Source organism: Brevundimonas sp. DW-iso22 (assembly GCF_058725425.1).
On record NZ_JBZXEB010000007.1, the window covers coordinates 191,369 to 211,028 of the forward strand.

A 19,660-nucleotide genomic window follows, 5' to 3' on the forward strand; every position below is an offset into this window, starting at 1 on the left:
CTATTCGCGCCAGAGTTGTCAGGCGTGGATGGAGACGCGTGCGATGGAAATGGTTCTGTTCCTGACGGCAATCCTGCTCACCGGCTTGCTGGGCGCGGTTCGGCTGGCGATGCGGGCCAGAGCCGAGGCCGTTCGGCTCCGCGCCATCAATAACGCTCTCGAATCCCGCGTTGCCGAACGTACCCGCTGCCTGCGCCAGGCGCTCGACGCCGCGGGAGAACAGGCCCAGGCGTTAGCAAGCGCCAACCAGGCTCGCGCCGACTTCCTGTCGGGCATGAACCACGCCCTGCGCACCCCACTCCACGCCGTCATCGGCTTTGCCGACCTGCTGACCCGGAATGCCGACCAGGAGCCACTGACCCGCAAACAGGGTCGCGCCGTCTCCGAAATCCGCGTCGCCGGATCTCGCCTGCTCGGCCTGATCGATCGCATTCTGGATTTCTCGGACATCGAAGCCGGGGCTGTGGCCCTGTCGATGCAGAGGGTCGATCCCCTGCTGATCGTGCGCCAGGCGGTCGAGGCCATGCGGGCCGAGGCCGAAGCCCTTGGCGTTACCCTGCAAGCGCCTGCCGCCAGTCCTGGCTATGCCGTCGCCGCCGACCCGGACCGGCTGCGTCAAATCCTGCTCAACCTGCTGTCCAACGCGGTGCGCCACAATCTGCGGGGCGGGACGGTCCTGATCGAGGTGCGCCAGGTCGGCGACCGGATCACGATGGCTGTTCACGACAATGGGCCGGGGATCGCACCGGAAAGACTGGAAAGCCTGTTCCAGCCCTTCTGTCGGCTGTCGCCCCTGGAAAATCGGCCTGACGCGGACGGCCAGATGGTGCTGGGCGTCGGCCTGGCCGTCGCGCGGCGTTTGGCCCAGGCCATGGGCGGCACCCTGACCGCAGCCAGCACGCCGGGCGAAGGGGCCAGTTTCACACTAGAGCTCGCCGTCGCCCTGGCATCCGCCAACCCGATCGAGGCCGAAACGGAAGACACCGCCTCCGGGGCGGAACTGTCAGACATGACCATCCTCTACATCGAGGACAATGCCGCCAACATCACCCTCATGCGGCACGTCATGGGAGCACTGGGCCCGGCGCTGCACATTGCGGAAACCGGCACGCAGGGCCTGGATCTGGCCCGCGATCTGCGGCCGGACATCATCCTGCTGGATATCCACCTGCCCGACTTCGATGGCTTCGAGGTCAAGGCCCGGCTCGCGGCGGACCCCTTGACCCAGGACCTTCCCGTGGTCGCCCTGACCGCAGGGTCCAGCCCCACCGATGCCCGGCGCGGGTGTGATGAAGGCTTTGCCGCCTGGCTGACAAAGCCATTGGACATCGCGTTACTGGCCAGCACCCTGCAGCAGGTTGCCGCATCAAGCCCACCCCCGGCGCGACGTCGCGCGGCTTGACCTTCACGGCACGGGATGGCCCTTAGGGGTCTGGTCCAGGAGTGCCCATGCCGCATCTGTTTCGATCCAGCCTTCTGCTCGCCGTCGCCGCCACGGCCCTGGCCGCCTGCGCCACCCCGGTGCCGCCGGTGCCGCCCGTCCCGCCCCTGCCCGGCCAGACCGCCGAGACGACCCTGCGGGACTGGCGCGGCATCGTCACCCGCGCGGACCGCGACCGTTTCGACCGTCGAGATGCCGCCTGGCGCGACGCCCTGCGCCAGGCACGCAGCCTGTCCGGCTCCGGCGACCTGGCCTCCACCGGAGCCCTGATCGATCCCGATGCCGGCATTGATGGCGTCACCCCGCCCGTCGGCGACTATCGCTGCCGCACCGTCAAACTGGGGTCTCAGGGTGACGACGAAGGTCTGGGCTATGTCGTCTACGGCTGGTTCGCCTGCCGGATCGAGGAGACCCCGACCGGCCTGAAGTTCATCAAGCGCACGGGCTCCCAGCGCCCCTCCGGCCTGCTGTTCCCCGAGAACGACGGTCAGATGGTCTTTCTCGGCTCCATGGCCCTGGGCAATGAGCCTGCCGCCAATTCCTACGGACGACAGCCCGACCGCGACATGATCGCCGTCCTGGAGCGGATCGGCTCTGCCCGCTGGCGCCTGGTCATCCCCTGGCCAACCGCAGAGTCCAGGCTGGACCTGATCGAGCTGGTTCCCGCCTGAAGACCGTGCAGCATATCGCGGTCGTCGGGGCCGGCCCCTCCGGCCTGGCCTTCGCCCTGATGCAGGCGCGCGAAGGGCGGCGGGTCACCCTGTTCGAACGGTTCGAGGCGGCGGGGCCCGTCGGCGCAGGCTTCATGCTGCAACCCTCGGGTCTGGCGGTCATGGACGACCTGGGTCTGACGCCGGACGTCACGCGACTGGCGCAACCCATCGACCACATCTTCGGCCGGGAGGCGCGTCGCGGCCGGGTGGTTCTGGACGTCCGTTACAGCGACCTGCATTGCCCGCGTCAGGCCCTGGGCGTCCACCGCGCCGCCCTGTTTCACGTCCTGCATGAGGCGGTGGTGAAGGCCGGTGTCGAGATCGTCACCGGGCGTGAAATGATCGCGGCCCATGCCGGCCGACTGACCGACGGGGCGGAGCGTCAGACCCCCGCTTTCGATCTGATCGTGGACGCCTCAGGGGCCCGTTCGCGCATCGCCGCCGACTATGGCGCGCGGCCTCGCCCCCTCGCCTTCGGGGCCCTGTGGGGGACGGTGCCCTGGCCCGGCGCACCGTTCGACGAAACCGCGCTGCAACAGGTCTATCGCGGCGCTTCAAAGATGATCGGCGTCCTGCCCGTCGGCACCCGTCCGGGCTCGGACGATCGCCTGGCCACCTTCTTCTGGAGCCTGAAGGCCGGGGACCACGTCGCCTGGCGCACGGCCGGGCTGGAGCGCTGGAAGGACGAGGTGCGCGCCCTCTGGCCGGAGACCGCCCCGATCCTCGACGGCATCCACGACCCGGATCAGATGACCCTGGCCCGCTATGGGCACCACACTCTGTGGCGGCCCTTCGCTGACCGTCTGGCCATCATCGGCGATGCTGCCCATTCGACCAGTCCGCAGCTGGGTCAGGGCGTCAACATGGGTCTGCTGGATGCCCAGGCCCTGACCACAGCCCTCCGGACCCGCGAGGACCTCTCATCGGCGCTTACTACCTATGCCCGCAGCCGCCGCCTGCATCTGAGCCTTTATCAGGCCCTCAGCATCGGGTTCACGCCATTCTATCAGGCCGACGGTCGTCTCAGGCCCTGGATCCGCGACCACATCCTTGGCCATGTCGCCCGCCTGCCGCTGGCTCCGAGGTTGCTGGCCGCCACGGTTTCGGGGCTGCTGCTGGACCGACGGTCTCTGAGCCGGGACTGAACCGCAGGCCATTCCGGTCGTTGATCACGGCGAACAGTCCGGAGCTTGCCTGATGCGTACCGTCCTCGCCGCCGCCTCGACCGCCGTTCTCCTCGCCGCCTGCGGCCAGGGGAATGCCCCGTCGCAAAACGCGGCGAGCTCCGGCGACCAGGCCGACACGGTTACGCAACCGGACACCAGCACTCCGGCCGCGTCGACGCCTCCCGCCCCGTTGCCCACGACCGACCCCGCCTCGAGCCCGGGCGAACAGGGCGGTACAGACGACTGGCGCCAGGTCGTGACCGCCGCCGACGCTTCCAGCCTGTCACGGCTGGACCAGGCCTGGCGGATGGCGCGGGCCGAGGCTGACGACAAGGGGTTCGCCGATGATGTCACGGCTCTGGGGCCGCTGGTCGACCCCAATGCGGGCCAAGCGGGCCGCCTCCAGCCCGCACCGGGCACCTATCGCTGCCGCACCATAAAAATGGGCACGAAGACCGAAGTCGGCCTGGCCTTCAATGCCTATCCCTTCTTTCAGTGTTCGATCGAGCTGACCCCCGGTGGCGACCTGACCCTGACCAAGACCACGGGGTCCCAGCGCACGCGCGGCCTGCTTTATCCGGACACGGATCGTCGCCTGGTCTTCGTCGGGGCCCAGGCCTGGGGCATGGATGAAACCGGCTTTCCTCGCTACGGCCAGATGCCGGAACGCGATCAGGTCGGCGCGTTCGAACGCATCGGCCCCAACCGCTGGCGTCTGATCATTCCCTGGCCGCGCGTGGAATCGAAGCTGGAGATTCTTGAACTGGTGCGCTGACAATCAGACCTTCGTCAGCCGCAGGTCGTGATAGTCATAGCTGAAGTCCGCGTCCGGACTGACGGCCTTCATCGTGGCCGAGACGGGCGCGCCGTTCTCGATCGTGAAGGTGATGAAGGCATCCTCCTCGCGCTTGTCGGCGAAACGGGTGCGCAGGGTGTCGCCGTCATAGGGTTCAAGCGGGCCGGTCAGCGCTTTGGTTCGAGAAAAACCTATCTCAAGATAGGGTGAGCGGGGGTGGTTAGGTCTCTGGACGCGAGTCGTAGAGTAGATTGGCCCCTCAATTACGATGTCGCCATACCAGGGATCGCGCCATGTCCCGACGTAGGCCTCCAGCGGCAGTGACGGCGGTGCCCCCGCCGCCTGTTTGGCATCGATCTCGGTGGCGGCGGCAATGGATTTGACATCACCCTCGGCCCGCAGCCGCGCGCTGTCGGCGATCCAGTCGAAGGCCGGGAACGTCCGATCCTGACCCAGGATGATGTCGATGATGCCGCTGCGCAGAGCCCGCAGCAGGTAGCTCTCCTCCGCATTGGTGAAGTAGGAAAAGCCCGTCTTGCGCCCGGGCAGCAGGACCGTGCCGGAGATATAGCCGGGCGCACCCCCGCCGTGGGTGATCATCCGCTCGCCGCGATAATCCATCACCTGCCAGCCCATGGCATAAGTGGCCGCGATCGCCCGTCCCGGCATGTCAGGCGTCGGCCCGCCCGAGTTGGAGATGATAATGTTGGGTTTCCACATCTCGTCGGCCCGCGCCTCGGCATACAGGCGCGTGCCGTCGGGCAGGAGGCCCTTGTTCAGCTGCACGGCAATCCACTTCGCCCAGTCCACGGGGTTGGTGACGAACCCACCGGCTGCCCCGGCCGAGGTCCAATTCCACACCTCCTGGATCGACTGGCCGATGACCTGGGTCTCGCCCTGATAACGCAGCGGTGGCCCGATCCGGCCGTGCGGCAGGGCCGAGACCGCCGGGTCCGCGCCCGCCATCACAGGCAGGGTCTCGGTCATGCCCAGACGGTCGAGGATGCGCGTCTGGACGAAATCCTCCCACGCCATGCCCGATGCCGCCGCGACGACCTCGCCCGCCACCACAAACATCAGGTTGCAGTAGTTGTAGCCAGCGCGGAACGCCCCCTCGATGGGCACATGCGGCACCGCCGCCATGATCTCGGCCCGCGTCCGATCGCTGTTGGGCCAGAACAGCAGGTCCCCGGCCCCCAGGCCGAACCCGATCCGGTGACTGACCAGATCGCGCACCGTCACCAGATCGTTCAGCTCGGGTTTCGACAGGGAGAAACCGGGCAGGTAGGTCCGCACCGGCTCGTCCCATTTCACCTTGCCCTCGTCGATCAGGATGGCCAGGGCCGCACAGGTCACCGCCTTGGTATTGGAGGCGATGGCAAAGCGGGTGTGCTCGTCGATGGGCGTCGCATCGCCCTGGCGGCGGACGCCATAGCCCCGGGTCAGGGCTGCCTGTCCGTCTGCAACCAGCGCCACCGATACCGCAGGCTGGTCCGGGAATGCGGCCATCGCCCGCTTCACGAACCCATCCACCTGATCTGCCAGCGACGCCCCTTCATTGGCTGCGGTCTGAGCCCACGCCCTTGCCGGCAACATCGCCGCACTGGCCGCCCCCATGCTGGTGAACAGGGCGGTGCGGCGGGTGGGGCGGACGGGACGAACAGGCATCGGGCAACTCCGGCTTCACGAAGGTCCAGACCTATCGTGCCGCAACCCTCAGCGCCAGTTCCCGTCCAGATCTTGAAGGTATCAGGGATATCGAAGTGTTCGAAAGTATAGATGACCGATCTGTAATGTTCGGCCCGTGCGCTATCTCGCCTTGATCATGACACCGAAGTAACTCGCAACGCGGTCAAGGAGGCTTTACGTCACCGGAAACAGCACCGCGTTATGTGACCGGTGCATCGGGGGTTCTCATGACGTCGTTCAAATTCATGCTGTTGGTCGGCACCGCGCTTGCTGCCACGTCGGGCCAGGCTCTCGCCCAGACGCCGCCCGCAACCCAGACGCCGCGCCCTGCGCCTGCAACGACGGCCCCTGCTACGACGGCTCCGGCCACTGCGACCCAGACACCAGCGCCCGCTCCGGTGCCCCAGACGCCGCCTGCGACCGAGGCAGCTCCGCCGGCCGAGGAAGACGAAGAAGAAACGGCTCTGACCGACGTCGTCGTCACTGCCCGGCCGAACGACGTCCGTACCTCCATCGATTCAACCAGCTACAGCCTGGCCAACGACCTTCAGGCCACCACCGGCACCCTGGCCGACGCCCTGCGCAATGTTCCCTCGGTCGAGGTCGATCCGGACGGTAACGTCAGCCTGCGCGGCGACGCCAACGTCACCATCCTGGTCGACGGTCGCCCCTCGACCCAGTTCAACGGCCCCAGCCGCGGCCAGATGATCCAGCAGATTCCGGCGGACCAGTATGCTCGCGTCGAGGTCATGACCAACCCTTCCGCCGCCTATAGCCCCGAGGGCTCTGGCGGGGTCATCAACCTGATCACCAAGCCCACGACCGTGCGCCCCGGCGTCACCACCAACGGCTCGGTCCGCGCCAATATCGGCGATGACGGCCGCTACAACATCGGGGCCAACGTCGCTCACGTGAACGGCAAGATGACGCTGTCCGCCGACGTCGGCGTGCGCCACGACGGCTTTGCCGCCGAGGTCGAGCGCGTGCGTGAAACCCTGGACACCGGCTCGGGCCAGTTCCTTCAGTCGCGTACCACCCAGAACAATGACGGCGCATCCGACAATCTCTATGTCCGGCTCGCCGCCGAATACAATTTGGACACCAATACCCAGCTGGTCGCCGAGCTGCGTCACACGGATGTCGATGTGAACGTGGACGCCCTGACCCTTTACGAGGCCGATGCTGCGGGTGGCGGCATTGCCTCGGCCTATCGCCGGGACACCAGCGGCGGCTTCGAGGGGCAGTTCTCCGGTGCCACGGCCCGCGTCGTGCGCCGCTTTGGCGAACAGGGGCACGACTGGACCAACGAAATCCGTTTCGATCGAAACGAATTCGTATTCGGCGGCGACACCTCCGTCGATCAGCAGGTTCCGGCGGCCGCGCCCTTCTTCGAGGTGATCAACAACCAGAACGAACAGGACCAGATCGGCGTCACCAGCGCCTATGTCCGCCCCTTCTCGAACGGTGCCCGCCTGCGCCTGGGCTATGAGCTTCAGGCCACCATGCTGGAGCTGGACAACTCCGTCGCGCGCGGGCCGGACCGGGCGGCCCTGACGCCGGACCCGACCGTGTCCAACATGTTCAATGTCGATCAGACGGTGCACGCCGTGTACGCCACCTATGAGCGGCCCTTTGGCGAGAAGCTGTCGGCCCAGTTCGGCCTGCGCCTGGAACAGGCCAATCTGGATCTGGATCAGGTCACCTCCGACATCCAGACCTCGCAGGACTATTTCCGCGCCTATCCGACCGGTCATGTCTCCTATCAGCTGGACGACACCCAGACCCTGCGCGCCAGCTACAGCCGCCGCATCCAGCGGCCCCAGCCGGGCGACCTGAACCCCTTCCTGACCTATGGCGATCCGCAGAACCTGCGCTCGGGCAATCCCGACCTGGAACCACAGGAAACGGATGCCTTCGAGTTCAGCTGGCAGAAGCGGGTGCAGCAGACCTTCTACCAGGCCACCCTCTATTACCGCGACACCCGGGACGCTTTCACCCAGGTAACCAGCGATCTGGGCGACGGGGTCTTCCTGACCCGTCCGGAAAATCTGGGCTCCAGCCGCTCGACCGGGCTGGAACTGGTCGCCAACGGGGCCCTGCATCCCAAGCTGCGCTACAACGCCAGCGTCAACGTCTTCCGTCAGGAGATCGACGCCTCGGGCATTCCGGGTGCGGTGGACTCCGAGGCCGACAGTATCTCGGGCCGCCTCAGCCTGAACTGGCAGCCTACGGCCGAAGACTTCGTCCAGCTGTCCGGCATCTGGGCCGGGGACCAGCTGCTGGCCCAGGGCACGCGCGAACAGTCGACGCTGGTCAACTTCGGCTATCGCCGCAAGCTGAACGACAAATGGTCGCTACAGATGACGGTGCGCGATGTGTTCGACGACTTCGGCTCGACCACCACCATCGACACCCCTGCGTTCCGGGACCGGACGGACCAGACCTTCGGCGGCCGCGCGGCCTATATCGGCCTGACGTGGAATTTCGGCGGTGGCCAGCGTCGTCCCGAACAATTCGACTTCGCCCCGCCCCCCACCGGCGGCTGATGTCAGCCAGGCGCGGGCCTCAGGTCCGCGTCTCCCAGGCCAGCCACGCGGCGACCACGACCAGACCGCCGGCCATCACCGCGCGCATGGCGGGCCCCTGCATCCGCCGCAGGATCAGCCCCGCCGCCCCGGCTCCGCCCAGCACGATCAGGCTGTGCACCAATACGGCGACGGCCAGATGCAGGCTGCCCAGCGTCAGGGCCTGCGTCAGGGGCGCGCCGTGACCCGGCCGCATGAACGTCGGCAGCAGCGCCACATAGAAGACCGCCGCCTTGGGGTTCAGCAGATTGCCCGCCAGACCGCGCAGGAACAGCCCGCGCAGGGTCCGCACGTCCGGGGTCGGGTCGGTGGCTCCCGGTTCGCGCCACGCCTCCCACGCCAGCCACAGCAGGAACAGCACCCCCGCCCAGCGCAGGGCCTGATACAGCGGCGGCCAGGCGGCAAAGACCTGCGTCAGGCCAAAGGCCGCCGCCACCATCCATATCGCCAGCCCCAGCGTCACCCCCGCCACCGCCGCGAACCCGGCCAGCCGCCCGCGCGCCACCGACACCAGCGCCAGCCATCCCATGTTCGGCCCTGGCGTCAGCTCGATAAGGGCCACGGCCAGCAGAAAGGGGCCGATGACGGCCGGGTCGACGGGCCATGCGGAATGCGGGATCACGGGCGGCCTCCTCTGGCGATCAGCCTAGGCCTCGCCTGCCCGCCGCGACAGTCCTGATCGTGACCTGCGCCACCCCCTTGTGTGACCCGATCGTCACACCCACCTCGATCACAGCGGCGCGTCGCTCAGTGGAGGGCGGGCCGGACCACATCCGCCTGTCCAAGGGGACCCCTATGAACCTCGACCTCTATTCAGACCGCGCCAAACAGGCCGTCCAGTCGGCCCAAAGCCTGGCCCTCGCCCGCCGCCACCAGCAGTTCGCGCCCGAGCATCTGCTCAAGGTGCTGCTGGAGGAGCGCGACGGCCTGGCCCGCAACCTGATCACCGCCGCAGGCGGCGACGCCGCCAGGGCCGAGGCCGCGACCGAGACCGCCCTGAAGAAGCGCGCCCAGGTCAGCGGCGGCAATGGCCAGCTCTATCTGGACGGCGACACCGCCCGCGTCTTCGCCGCCGCCGAGGAGGCGTCCAAAAAGGCAGGCGACGCCTTCGTCACCACCGAACGCCTGCTCAGCGCCATCGCGCGCGAGGGCGGCACGGCCCGCGAGATCCTGAAGTCCGTGGGCGCCACGCCTGACAAGCTGGACGCCGCCATCGCCGACATCCGCAAGGGCAAGACCGCCGACAGCGCCGGGGCCGAGGACGGCTATGACGCCCTGAAACGCTATGCCCGCGACCTGACCCTGGCCGCCGCCGACGGCAAGATCGATCCCGTCATCGGCCGCGACGAAGAGATCCGCCGCACCATCCAGGTTCTGGCCCGCCGCACCAAGAACAACCCCGTCCTGATCGGCGAGCCGGGCGTCGGCAAGACCGCCATCGTCGAGGGTCTGGCGCTGCGCATCGTCAACGGCGACGTGCCCGAATCCTTGCGCGACAAGGTCGTCATGGCCCTCGACATGGGCTCGCTCATCGCCGGCGCCAAATACCGCGGCGAGTTCGAGGAGCGGCTGAAATCCGTCCTGGCCGAGGTCACGGCGGCCGAGGGCGGCATCATCCTGTTCATCGACGAGATGCACACCCTGGTCGGGGCCGGAAAGGGCGACGGGGCCATGGACGCCTCCAACCTGCTGAAACCCGCCCTGGCGCGCGGCGAGCTGCACTGCGTCGGGGCCACGACCCTCGACGAGTACCGGAAGTATATCGAGAAGGACGCCGCCCTGGCCCGCCGCTTCCAGTCGGTCTTCATCGACGAGCCGACGGTCGAGGACACGGTCTCGATCCTCCGTGGACTGAAGGAAAAATATGAGGTCCACCACGGGGTCCGCATTTCCGACAGCGCCATCGTCGCCGCCGCCACCCTGTCCAACCGCTACATCACCGACCGCTTCCTGCCCGACAAGGCCATCGACCTGATCGACGAGGCGGGCAGCCGCGTGCGCATGGCGGTCGAATCCAAGCCCGAGAGCCTGGACGAGATCGACCGCCGCCTGGTCCAGCTCAAGATCGAGCGCGAGGCCCTGAAGAAGGAGACCGACAAGGCCTCCATCGCCCGGCTGGAAAAACTGGACGACGAGATCGACGACCTCCAGACCCAGTCCGACGACCTGACCGCCCGCTGGAAGGCAGAGAAGGACAAGGTCGGTCAGGGGGCCCAGCTGCGCGAGACCCTGGACCGCCTGCGCGCCGACCTGGCCCTGGCCCAGCGCAATGGCGACCTGGCCCGTGCGTCAGAGATCGCCTACGGCCAGATCCCCGGCATCGAGAAACAGCTGGCCCAGGCCGAAGAGAACGAGGCTGACAAGTCCGGCCCCCTGACGCCAGAGGTCGTCGACGCCGAACAGATCGCCGCCGTCGTCAGCCGCTGGACCGGCGTCCCGGTCGAAAAGATGCTGGAGGGCGAGCGCGAGAAACTGCTATCGATGGAGGACGCCCTGCGTCACCGCGTCGTCGGCCAGGACGCGGCGCTGGAGGCCGTCTCCGACGCCGTCCGCCGCGCCCGCGCCGGCCTGAACGACCCCAACCGCCCGCTCGGCTCCTTCCTGTTCCTGGGCCCGACCGGCGTGGGCAAGACCGAGCTGACCAAGGCCCTGGCCGCCTTCCTGTTCGACGACGAGGCCGCCATCACCCGCATGGACATGTCCGAATACATGGAGAAACACTCGGTCAGCCGCCTGATCGGTGCCCCTCCCGGCTATGTCGGCTATGACGAGGGCGGGGCCCTGACCGAGGCGGTGCGCCGCCGCCCCTATCAGGTGATCCTGTTCGACGAGGTCGAAAAGGCCCACCCCGACGTCTTCAACGTGCTGCTTCAGGTGCTGGACGACGGCCGCCTGACGGATGGTCAGGGCCGCGTCATCGACTTCAAGAACACCCTGATCATCATGACCTCCAACCTGGGATCAGAGGCCTTGGCCGGTCAGGCCGAGGGCGACGACGTCGAGAGCGTGCGCCCCTATGTCATGGACCAGGTCCGCGCCCACTTCCGGCCCGAGTTCCTGAACCGCATCGACGAGATCATCCTGTTCCGCCGCCTGGGCCGCGAACAGATGGGCGGCATCGTCCGTATCCAGCTGGCCCGGTTCGAGAAGCTGCTGGCCGACCGCCGCCTGACCCTGGCGCTCGACGACACCGCCACCGCCTGGCTCGCCGACCGCGGCTACGACCCGGTGTACGGGGCGCGTCCCCTGAAGCGCGTCATCCAGAAGGATCTGGTCGATCCGATCGCGAGAAAACTGCTGGCGGGCGAGATCGAGGACGGCAGCGTGATCGCGGTGTCAGCGGGTGCGGACGGGTTGGAGATCGGGAAGGCGCGGGTGCATTAGCGGCGCAAAGTTGGCACTTGATATTCGGACGTTCGCAAGATATGAGTCGGTTCGTCATTTTTGCGAAGGGTCGGCGATGTCGCGGCGCGAACCTCTTAATCCGGTGCAACTTCTTCTCCGGGGGCCAAGTAGCGCGGTCTTGATCCAATTTTTCCGCGCACTGTCGGAAGAGATCGACGCTGCGTTCTCCAACGCCACTGTGATCATTCCGATTGATGAAAAGGGCCGACCCGCCGTTCAGGCCAGAGGGTCAACTCGACGCTGGCAATTAGACCTCGCCGTCCGTCGCGCCGCCGAACGTGCGGGACTTGAGGCAACGACAGGATTTACGGAGCCGCCGTCTTGGTCGTTCCCCCTTCTTCATCTCGGGGCGTTTTCTGTGACTCTCGGCGTTGTCGACCGGAAACGTTCGGGACGAGTGCTGCGTGCCAAAGGCAAGTATGTGAAGCAAATGGTGGCCCGGAACCGCCCGCTCGACCCCCAACTGCCCCTCTTTGACGAGCGTGAGACAAAGGTTCCCCGGCTCATCCCGTCGGGGACTTTTGGGGCGATGATCGTAGTTGAGTACTCAGCGACACAGCCTGACGCCCCCATATACGCTGGCTTCTACATCCCGTCGCATGACCTGACACAGGCATATTACAGCTATTCCCTATTCGATCTTATGGTCGAACTCCGGGATGCGGATGCGGCGGTTAAGAAGCCTGCGCGCCGAACGGTCGCCCGAAAGAAAATCGTTCTGAAACGAAACCCGAAGAACAAAGACTAAGTATGCGTTTGATATCAAAGCCAATGGACGTGGGGGTCTAGGATGCCCGCGAGGGTCGAAGGATTCGTACCGGGTCGTCTGAAGATGGCCCGGGAGGCTCGCTTGCTTCGTCAGACGGAGCTTGCTGAGCGTATTGACTGGTCGGAGTCCGCAGTCTCCAAGTGGGAGAACCCAAACTCGACGCAGTCGCCAGAACCGGCCGCTATCCCCGTTTTGGCGAAAGTCTTGAGCGTAGAGCCGACTTGGTTTTTTAAGCCGGTCGAACGCGGCAGCCGTGCGGCGTTTTTTAGATCGTTGAAGCGGAGCCTTGGTCAACTCCGGGATAAGGCAGAAGCCAGGCTTGGTTTCGTTGAAGCGATAGAGGAAACCCTGAGTGACTATGTCGACATGCCCGATGTCGACGTCCCCGACTTCATGGATGGCCGTGACTTCAGGACGCTTCGACTGCCCGATATTCAACGCATCGCAGATGACCTTCGAGATTATTGGGACCTAGGAGATAGCCCCATTGATGATCTCCTGCTTCTGATCGAGAACGCTGGCATTGTTGTTGCTGAAGACAATATCGGTTCGGCGGATTTAGATGGTGTGTCTCGATGGTCTGAAGTCAGCCAGCGACCTTACATGCTGTTGGCGAGAGACAAAAATGTGGGGGTACGCAGGCGGTTCGATGCCGCCCATGAACTCGGCCATATCATTCTCCATAGACAGGTCAGTTCGATTGATCTGTTTGAAAACTTCGCGCTCATTGAAGAGCAGGCAATGGCCTTTGCTGGTGCATTTTTACTTCCTGAGCAGTCGTTTTCTGACGACCTGTTCTCGAACTCCTTGGAGGCGATGGTCCGTATCAAGGAGAAATGGAAAGTATCAGTCGCGGCCATGATCATGCGCCTACGGGCAATTGAGCGCGTTACACCCGAGTATGAACGTCGCCTCTGGCAGTACTACAGTTACAGAAGGTGGCGGGGAGGTGAGCCGCTTGATGATAGCCTGCCAGTAGAGGGTCCTGTGAACCTAAAGACATCGATCGAGATGATCGTGGGCGAAGGCGGAGTCAGACGGTCGGAATTGTTGAGGGATATCGGGTTGTCTGCGGGTGATGTTGAAACACTCGCGGGCTTGAATGAGGGCTTTTTTGCTCCGTCTGAGGCAAACGTCGTAAGGCTGGAGCCTCGGCTGAAGCCTAGAATAGAAGGCCTGGCTGGACCCGGCGGGAGGGTTTTCCCGCTCCGTCCTGGAGCAAAAAGCTAGGTAGAGCTTGACGGCTTCATCGGTCTTCGCACCGCCTCCGCCGCCACCCGATCCGTCCAAGCCTTCTTGCAGGCCGCATAGGCCGCGCTGTCCTGCGGATGCAGGGCCGCGCAGCGGGACTTTTCGGCCTCATAGGCAGCGGCCGTGGCGGGCTCGGCGCGCAGGCGGTCGCGGAAGGCCAAGGCACCAGGGGATCATGGCATCCCCGCGCGCATGGATGTGCAGATGATTCGCCCGCTCGACCGTCTGGGGATCGTCCGGCGTCGCAGCGGACGCCCAACCGATCGACCGCCTGAAAGACCAAGACCCCCGCGTCTCCACGGGGGCCTCCGGTCTCCTCGCCGCCGGGCACCCCCGGCCTAGGGGTTGATGACCACCTTCACGCAGCCGTCGGACTTCTCCTGGAACATTTTGTAGGCGTCCGGGCCGTCTTCCAGCTTGATCTTGTGGGTGATCAGGAAGCCGGGGTCGATTTCCCCCTCTTCGATCTTGCGCATCAGGGGTTCCAGATAGCGCTGCACGTGGGTCTGGCCGGTCTTGAGGGTCAGGCCCTTGCCGACGAAGGCCCCCATCATGGTGGGGATGACGCCGACAAAGACGCCGGGCAGGCTGATCGTGCCGCCGGGGCGACAGGCGACGATGGCCTCGTTCAGGGCGTAGGGGCGCTCCATCTTGCCCGCGACGGTCTCCTGGACCTTTTCCATCAGGCTGCCCGAGCCGTGGCTTTCCAGGCCGACGGCCTCGATCACCGAATCCGGGCCAACGCCGTTCGTCATGGTCTTGATCCGCTCCTGCAGGTCGCCCTCGGAGAAGTCGATGGTCTCGGCCCCGGCGTCGCGGGCCAGTTGCAGCCTCTCGGGCACCTGGTCGATGGCGATGACGCGCTCGGCCCCCATCATGAAGGCGCTGCGGATGGCGAACTGTCCGACGGGGCCGCAGCCGAACACCAGGACGGTCTGGCCGGGCTGGATGTTGGCGTTCTCGGCCGCCATCCAGCCGGTCGGGAAGATGTCGGACAGGAACAGGACCTGATCGTCGGTCAGGCCGTTCGGCACCTTGATCGGCCCGACGTCGGCATAGGGGACGCGCAGATATTCGGCCTGTCCGCCCGGGATGCCGCCATACATGTGGGTGTAACCGAACAGCCCGGCGGTCGGGTAACCGATCTGTTTCGCCTGTTCCGCGCCATTGGGATTGGATCGTTCGCAAACGGAATAAAGCCCGCGCCTGCAGTAGTCGCACTCGCCACAGCTGATGGTGAAGGGCACCACGACGCGGTCGCCGACCTTCAGCTTGGTGTTGTCCTTCCCGACGGCGACGACCTCGCCCATCGTCTCGTGGCCCATGACGTCGCCGGACTTCATGCCGGGCACGAAGCCGCCGTACAAATGCAGGTCAGACCCGCAGATGGCGCAGGAGGTGACGCGGATGATGGCGTCGCGGCCATCCTGAATTTCGGGGTCGTCCACCGTCTCGCAGCGGATGTCACCCTTGCCGTGCCAGCATAACGCTTTCATGGTCGTCTCCCTGTCGATGAACAGTGAGAAGGTTCGGCGCAGACGCGCGTTCCCCACAAGTACTCGTTTTTTATGGCTCCGCTTGGACGGCGTCCCCCCATCACCGGCATCACCTCCACCCCGTCGCAGATGAAGATCGACATGTGCGGATGGCCGTCGAGCAGGCGCATGGCGGCCTTTGCATCCCCTTTGTATCATGGGACGTTGAAGGGCGAACCGACACGAAAGGCCCTGCCATGATCCGCTCTGCCCTGTCCGTTTCCCTCCTCCCGATGCTGGCCCTCGCGCTGACCGCCTGTGGCCAGCCCGATACGCCCGAGCCTGCACCCCCGGCAGCGACCGCCCCCGCCGTTACGCCAACCTCGCCCCCAGTCCCCTCACAGGCCGCGCCCGCCGGGCTGGAGACGGCGCTTCGCGGCCTGCACGCCGAAGACGGAGCGCTGACCTATGCCCAGGCGTCCGTCGATCTGAACGGCGACGGCACGGACGAGGTCCTGGCCTATGTCATGGGGCCGATGGTCTGCAGCTCGGGCGGGTGCAACCTCTATGTGCTGTCGCCAGACGACGGGGATGGGGGCGAGGGCTGGCGCGTGGTAACCCGCACCAGCGTGACCCAGGCGCCCGTCGGCGTCCTGACCACCTCGACCAACGGCTGGCGCGACCTGGCCGTCTCCATCAGCGGCGGCGGGGCTGACGCCGGCTGGGTGCGCCTGACCTACGACGGTCGGACCTATCCGACCAATCCCACCGCACCGCCCGCCACGCCCCTGGACGGTGCGCCCGACGTCACCCCCCTGATCGCGTCCGAACCCGACGCCCGCCCGCTGCCCTAGGCGGCGGGCCGATGTGCGCCTCCTATGAATCCCGGTTCTCGGTGCGACAGCTGGTCGATGCCTTCGCCCATGCAGGCATAGATGTCGGGATGGACGGCGGCGGCCTGCCCAATCTGGAGCCACGCGAAGAGGTGCGTCCGACCGAGGCCGACCGGATCGTCCGGGCCGCCCCCGACGGGCACGACCGCGCCTTGCTGGCCCCCGCCCGGTTCGGTCTGAAGGCCTCTGCCCCCAAACGCCCGCCCGTGATCAACCTGCGCTCCGAGGGGCGCGGTGTCTCCAATGCGGCGGCCTCGGGCCGGGCTTTGCTGCCGGTCTCGGGCTTCTATGAGTTCACCGGCGACACCTATCCGAAGACCCGCTGGCGGCTGTCGGACGCCGGTGGCGCGGTGCTGATGCTGGCCTGTGTCTGGCGTGCGGGGGTCGGGGCAGGTGGCGAGGGTGACGTCGACGGTTTCGCCCTGCTGACGGGCGAGCCCGGGCCCGACATCGCTCCCTATCATTCGCGCGGCGTCATCCCCCTGCCGCCCGCCTCATGGGCCGACTGGCTGTTTGACCGACGGCCCGCCGCCGACCTGCTGATCCCGCCGCCCGCCGGGACCCTGATCGCCACCGCCGCGCCCCGGCGTTCCCCCTCCCGTAACGACGGACAGACCCCAACCCTTTTCGATCTCTGAGAGGTCCGGGAGCGGTCATTCCGGGGACAGATCATCCGGTCCTTCCGGGCCCCGAATCGGCCCTTCTGGACCCTCGCCCGGCGGTCATGCGACCGTTTTCCTCAGCACGCCTCCGGCCCGTGGTAGAATGCCCGGCGGTCCCCCTGAGGGCCCACGCCTGCGGTCTTTGACAGTCCCCTTCCGCACCGCCGCCCCAAGGCCGCAGGCGGACTCCCACACATCGCCGCATCATGACGCGCGCGGCGGTTCCGTTTTCTGGCTCATGGAGACACTGGACCCCAGGGTGGACCGAGTGGACTGAGTGGACTCTGTTTTTCGTCCGGCCTTCAGCCCATCTCGGCTTCCAGATCGGCCAGACGCGCGGCCTGATCCTCCGCGATCAGGGCGTTCAACAGGGGGTCGATGTCCCCCTCCAGTATCTGCGGCAGGCTGTGCAGGGTCAGGTTGATCCGGTGGTCGCTGACCCGCCCCTGCGGGAAGTTGTAGGTGCGGATGCGTTCGGACCGGTCGCCCGACCCGACCTGGCTCTTGCGCGTATCGGACCGGGCCAGATCCTTGGCCTGGCGCTGCATGTCGTACAGCCGCACCCGCAGGTTCTTCATCGCCTTGTCGCGGTTCACATGCTGCGACTTCTCCGACGACGTCACCATGATGCCGGTCGGCAGGTGGGTGATCCGCACGGCGGAATCGGTCGTGTTGACGTGCTGGCCGCCGCTGCCCGACGCGCGGAAGGTGTCGATGCGGATGTCCTTGTCGTGGATCTCGATCTCGACATCTTCGACCTCGGGCAGCACCGCCACCGTCGCCGCCGAGGTATGGATGCGGCCCTGCGATTCCGTCGTCGGCACGCGCTGCACCCGGTGCACCCCACTCTCGAACTTCAGCCGGCCGAAGACGCCGTCGCCCGTGACCGTGGCGATGACCTCCTTGAAGCCCCCGGCGTCACCCTCGGTCAGGCTGTCCACCTCGACCCGCCAGCCGCGGCTCGACGCATAGCGACTGTACATGCGGAACAGGTCGCCCGCGAACAGCGCCGCCTCGTCCCCGCCCGTCCCGGCCCGCACTTCCAGCACGGCGCTGGCGTTCTCGTCCGCATCGCGCGGGGCCAGCAGCAGCGCTACCTCCCGCTCCATGTCGGGCAGGGTCTCGCGCAGGGCCTGAAGCTCCTCCGCCGCCATCTCGGCCATCTCGGGATCAGACGCCATGGCCTCCAGATCGGCCATCTCCGCCCGGGTCTTCGCCAGGGCCATGACCGCATCGGCCACCGGCTTCATCTCGGCGTGCTCCTTGGACAGGCGCACGATCTCCTGGCCGTCCGTGGCCGCACCCATCCGCGCCTCCACCTGGTGGAAACGGTCGAGAACCTGATCGAGCCGGGCCTGGGGCAGTCGCAAGGCAGCAAATCCTGGGTCTTGAAAAGGGGCGGAGCCTTACCCCGCCGCGTCCCGCCTGTCGATGCGCAGCCCCGGCCGCAGAATTCGGCTGCTGGCCCGTAACGCTTCGTCTCATGGCGCATTACATCGAATCTGGAGCTCGCGACGCGCTGCTTCCGTCGGGGGCTGAATGGACACCTTCCTGCTGTTTCTGATGGTCGGCCTGCTGGCCCAGGCGATCGACGGAGCCCTGGGCATGGCCTACGGCGTCATTTCTTCGTCGGTGCTGCTGGCGCTGGGCGTGCCGCCCGCCACCGCCTCGGCCAGCGTCCATGCCGCCGAGGTCTTCACCACCGCCGCCTCGGCGGGCAGCCACGCCTGGCACCGCAACATCGACTGGCGGCTGCTGCTTCCCCTCGCCATCGCCGGGGTCATCGGTGGGGCGCTGGGGGCCTATGTGCTGTCGGGGATCGAGGGCGACGTGATCAAGCCGTTCGTGATCGCCTATCTGGCCATCGTTGGCATCTGGATCCTGTGGCGGGCCGGACATGACGCCAGGCCACGCCGCCTGCCCGCCTGGGTCATGGCTCCGGTCGGAGTGGTCGGCGGGTTTCTGGACGCCATCGGCGGCGGCGGCTGGGGGCCCACGGTCTCCTCCGCCATGGTTGGGGCCGGCCAGGAGCCGCGCCGCGCCATCGGCACGGTCAATACCGCCGAGTTCTTCCTGACGGTGGCCATCAGCGCCACCTTCGTCTGGGCCCTGGTCACCGGCCACTGGGAAGAGGCGGGCGCACTGGAACACCACTTTGCCGCCGTGGCAGGCCTGGTCGTGGGCGGCCTGATCGCCGCCCCGTTTGCGGGCCTGATCGTCAAGAAGGTGCCGCGCAAGGTCCTGACCTATGCGGTGGGTTTCCTCCTGCTGATCCTGTCCGCCTTCCAGGGCCTGCAACTGGCGGGGGTCATCGCCTGACATGAAAAAGGCGGGACCGGCACCGCCGATCCCGCCCTCAAAACACACATCAAGTCACAGCCTAGTGCATACCGTAGGTCAAAGGGGTTAGAAGCGCGTTAGGAACGCGGAAGACGAGGTCTGCGTTAGCCGGGTTGTCGCAACGCTTTTCATTGTAGATCGTCATGAGATGCTCTTTACGACGGTCGGCAATCTGCATGGCGTCACGCGCCGAAAAGTAGTTTCCGACTGCTGCGGGCCAGAAGAATAGCACAGCTCCGACGTTGGCTGCATTCACGCCCTGGTCGCTTTGACCATCCTTCGTGATTTCTTCCAACTTGACGAACTCGGCCCGCAAGCTTGTGCAGGTCATGGCCCTATCGCCTGGCTGGACAACGCTGACGCGTTCGGTTGTGGTGCAGGCACCAAGCAGCATCGTGGCGGCGAGCGCCATCGCAGTTTTCTTCACAGGATTCCCCCAAGGAACTCTCCGCAAAACACGGAGATCACTGGTCGT

17 protein-coding genes are annotated in these 19,660 nt (G+C 66.4%); 11 read left to right on the top strand and 6 right to left on the bottom strand.

Features of this window, described 5'->3' with window-relative positions; genetic code table 11:
- Window positions 1-43: 43 nt before the first annotated feature.
- The 4 genes from AC4PRM_RS13345 to AC4PRM_RS13360 are packed head-to-tail and all read left to right on the top strand — an operon-like array spanning window position 44 to window position 4,095.
- Window positions 44-1,402 carry a hybrid sensor histidine kinase/response regulator gene (locus AC4PRM_RS13345; protein WP_492040235.1) on the top strand — a complete coding sequence of 453 codons (1,359 nt, stop codon included), beginning with the start codon at window positions 44-46 and terminating at the stop codon, window positions 1,400-1,402.
- Between the two features lie 47 nt (window positions 1,403-1,449).
- Complete coding sequence (locus AC4PRM_RS13350; protein ID WP_492040236.1) at window positions 1,450-2,112, top strand: DUF4893 domain-containing protein; 663 nt, start codon at window positions 1,450-1,452, stop codon at window positions 2,110-2,112.
- A 5-nt stretch (window positions 2,113-2,117) separates the two neighbouring features.
- Entirely contained in the window at window positions 2,118-3,299 is a 1,182-nt protein-coding gene (locus tag AC4PRM_RS13355; RefSeq protein WP_492040237.1) for an FAD-dependent oxidoreductase, read from the top strand.
- 52 nt (window positions 3,300-3,351) lie between these two features.
- Window positions 3,352-4,095 carry a DUF4893 domain-containing protein gene (locus AC4PRM_RS13360; protein WP_492040238.1) on the top strand — a complete coding sequence of 248 codons (744 nt, stop codon included), beginning with the start codon at window positions 3,352-3,354 and terminating at the stop codon, window positions 4,093-4,095.
- A gap of 3 nt (window positions 4,096-4,098) precedes the next feature.
- On the opposite strand, the gene AC4PRM_RS13365 is transcribed toward AC4PRM_RS13360, so the two are convergent.
- Window positions 4,099-5,784: a serine hydrolase gene (locus tag AC4PRM_RS13365; RefSeq protein WP_492040239.1), complete on the bottom strand. Its 1,686-nt coding sequence runs from the start codon at window positions 5,782-5,784 to the stop codon at window positions 4,099-4,101.
- A gap of 248 nt (window positions 5,785-6,032) precedes the next feature.
- On the opposite strand from AC4PRM_RS13365, the gene AC4PRM_RS13370 reads away from it, so the two are divergent.
- Window positions 6,033-8,351: a TonB-dependent receptor domain-containing protein gene (locus AC4PRM_RS13370; RefSeq protein WP_492040240.1), complete on the top strand. Its 2,319-nt coding sequence runs from the start codon at window positions 6,033-6,035 to the stop codon at window positions 8,349-8,351.
- A 19-nt stretch (window positions 8,352-8,370) separates the two neighbouring features.
- Here AC4PRM_RS13370 and AC4PRM_RS13375 read toward each other — a convergent pair whose 3' ends face one another.
- Window positions 8,371-9,012: a LysE family translocator gene (locus tag AC4PRM_RS13375; protein ID WP_492040241.1), complete on the bottom strand. Its 642-nt coding sequence runs from the start codon at window positions 9,010-9,012 to the stop codon at window positions 8,371-8,373.
- A 173-nt stretch (window positions 9,013-9,185) separates the two neighbouring features.
- Between AC4PRM_RS13375 and clpB the strand changes: the two genes are divergently transcribed.
- The 3 genes from clpB (at window position 9,186) to AC4PRM_RS13390 (ending at window position 13,794) form a co-directional block, all read left to right on the top strand.
- Window positions 9,186-11,774, top strand: coding sequence for an ATP-dependent chaperone ClpB (gene clpB / locus AC4PRM_RS13380; protein ID WP_492040242.1), 2,589 nt, complete (start codon window positions 9,186-9,188; stop codon window positions 11,772-11,774).
- Window positions 11,775-11,913: 139 nt separating this feature from the next.
- Window positions 11,914-12,543: a hypothetical protein gene (locus tag AC4PRM_RS13385; protein WP_492040243.1), complete on the top strand. Its 630-nt coding sequence runs from the start codon at window positions 11,914-11,916 to the stop codon at window positions 12,541-12,543.
- 84 nt (window positions 12,544-12,627) lie between these two features.
- Window positions 12,628-13,794: a helix-turn-helix domain-containing protein gene (locus AC4PRM_RS13390; protein WP_492040244.1), complete on the top strand. Its 1,167-nt coding sequence runs from the start codon at window positions 12,628-12,630 to the stop codon at window positions 13,792-13,794.
- Here AC4PRM_RS13390 and AC4PRM_RS13395 read toward each other — a convergent pair.
- A complete protein-coding gene (locus AC4PRM_RS13395; RefSeq protein WP_492040245.1) occupies window positions 13,791-13,976 on the bottom strand; it encodes a GrpB family protein in 186 nt (61 codons plus the stop codon). The genes AC4PRM_RS13390 and AC4PRM_RS13395 overlap by 4 nt on opposite strands.
- Window positions 13,977-14,153: 177 nt before the next feature.
- Window positions 14,154-15,311 (bottom strand): zinc-dependent alcohol dehydrogenase, encoded by a 1,158-nt coding sequence (locus tag AC4PRM_RS13400; protein ID WP_487921445.1) that lies wholly within the window; start codon window positions 15,309-15,311, stop codon window positions 14,154-14,156.
- A 236-nt stretch (window positions 15,312-15,547) separates the two neighbouring features.
- Between AC4PRM_RS13400 and AC4PRM_RS13405 the strand changes: the two genes are divergently transcribed.
- Window positions 15,548-16,144 carry a COG3650 family protein gene (locus tag AC4PRM_RS13405; protein ID WP_492040246.1) on the top strand — a complete coding sequence of 199 codons (597 nt, stop codon included), beginning with the start codon at window positions 15,548-15,550 and terminating at the stop codon, window positions 16,142-16,144.
- Between the two features lie 11 nt (window positions 16,145-16,155).
- Window positions 16,156-16,821, top strand: coding sequence for an SOS response-associated peptidase family protein (locus AC4PRM_RS13410; protein ID WP_492040247.1), 666 nt, complete (start codon window positions 16,156-16,158; stop codon window positions 16,819-16,821).
- Between the two features lie 326 nt (window positions 16,822-17,147).
- Here the strand turns inward: AC4PRM_RS13410 and prfA are convergent, their stop codons facing one another.
- Entirely contained in the window at window positions 17,148-18,215 is a 1,068-nt protein-coding gene (gene prfA, locus AC4PRM_RS13415; protein WP_492040248.1) for a peptide chain release factor 1, read from the bottom strand.
- Between the two features lie 169 nt (window positions 18,216-18,384).
- Between prfA and AC4PRM_RS13420 the strand changes: the two genes are divergently transcribed.
- Window positions 18,385-19,164, top strand: coding sequence for a sulfite exporter TauE/SafE family protein (locus AC4PRM_RS13420; protein ID WP_492040249.1), 780 nt, complete (start codon window positions 18,385-18,387; stop codon window positions 19,162-19,164).
- Between the two features lie 61 nt (window positions 19,165-19,225).
- On the opposite strand, the gene AC4PRM_RS13425 is transcribed toward AC4PRM_RS13420, so the two are convergent.
- A complete protein-coding gene (locus AC4PRM_RS13425; protein WP_487921441.1) occupies window positions 19,226-19,597 on the bottom strand; it encodes a hypothetical protein in 372 nt (123 codons plus the stop codon).
- Between the last annotated feature and the right edge of the window lie 63 nt (window positions 19,598-19,660).

Excerpts from the sequence above, each read along its gene's own strand:
- AC4PRM_RS13345 (WP_492040235.1), top strand. The coding sequence starts at position 44 with ATGGAAATGGTTCTGTTCCTGACGGCAATCCTGCTCACCGGCTTGCTG.
- AC4PRM_RS13350 (WP_492040236.1), top strand. The coding sequence starts at position 1,450 with ATGCCGCATCTGTTTCGATCCAGCCTTCTGCTCGCCGTCGCCGCCACG.
- AC4PRM_RS13360 (WP_492040238.1), top strand. The coding sequence starts at position 3,352 with ATGCGTACCGTCCTCGCCGCCGCCTCGACCGCCGTTCTCCTCGCCGCC.
- AC4PRM_RS13365 (WP_492040239.1), bottom strand. The coding sequence starts at position 5,784 with ATGCCTGTTCGTCCCGTCCGCCCCACCCGCCGCACCGCCCTGTTCACC.
- AC4PRM_RS13370 (WP_492040240.1), top strand. The coding sequence starts at position 6,033 with ATGACGTCGTTCAAATTCATGCTGTTGGTCGGCACCGCGCTTGCTGCC.
- clpB (WP_492040242.1), top strand. The coding sequence starts at position 9,186 with ATGAACCTCGACCTCTATTCAGACCGCGCCAAACAGGCCGTCCAGTCG.
- AC4PRM_RS13390 (WP_492040244.1), top strand. The coding sequence starts at position 12,628 with ATGGCCCGGGAGGCTCGCTTGCTTCGTCAGACGGAGCTTGCTGAGCGT.
- AC4PRM_RS13400 (WP_487921445.1), bottom strand. The coding sequence starts at position 15,311 with ATGAAAGCGTTATGCTGGCACGGCAAGGGTGACATCCGCTGCGAGACG.
- AC4PRM_RS13405 (WP_492040246.1), top strand. The coding sequence starts at position 15,548 with ATGATCCGCTCTGCCCTGTCCGTTTCCCTCCTCCCGATGCTGGCCCTC.
- AC4PRM_RS13410 (WP_492040247.1), top strand. The coding sequence starts at position 16,156 with ATGTGCGCCTCCTATGAATCCCGGTTCTCGGTGCGACAGCTGGTCGAT.
- AC4PRM_RS13420 (WP_492040249.1), top strand. The coding sequence starts at position 18,385 with ATGGACACCTTCCTGCTGTTTCTGATGGTCGGCCTGCTGGCCCAGGCG.
- AC4PRM_RS13425 (WP_487921441.1), bottom strand. The coding sequence starts at position 19,597 with ATGGCGCTCGCCGCCACGATGCTGCTTGGTGCCTGCACCACAACCGAA.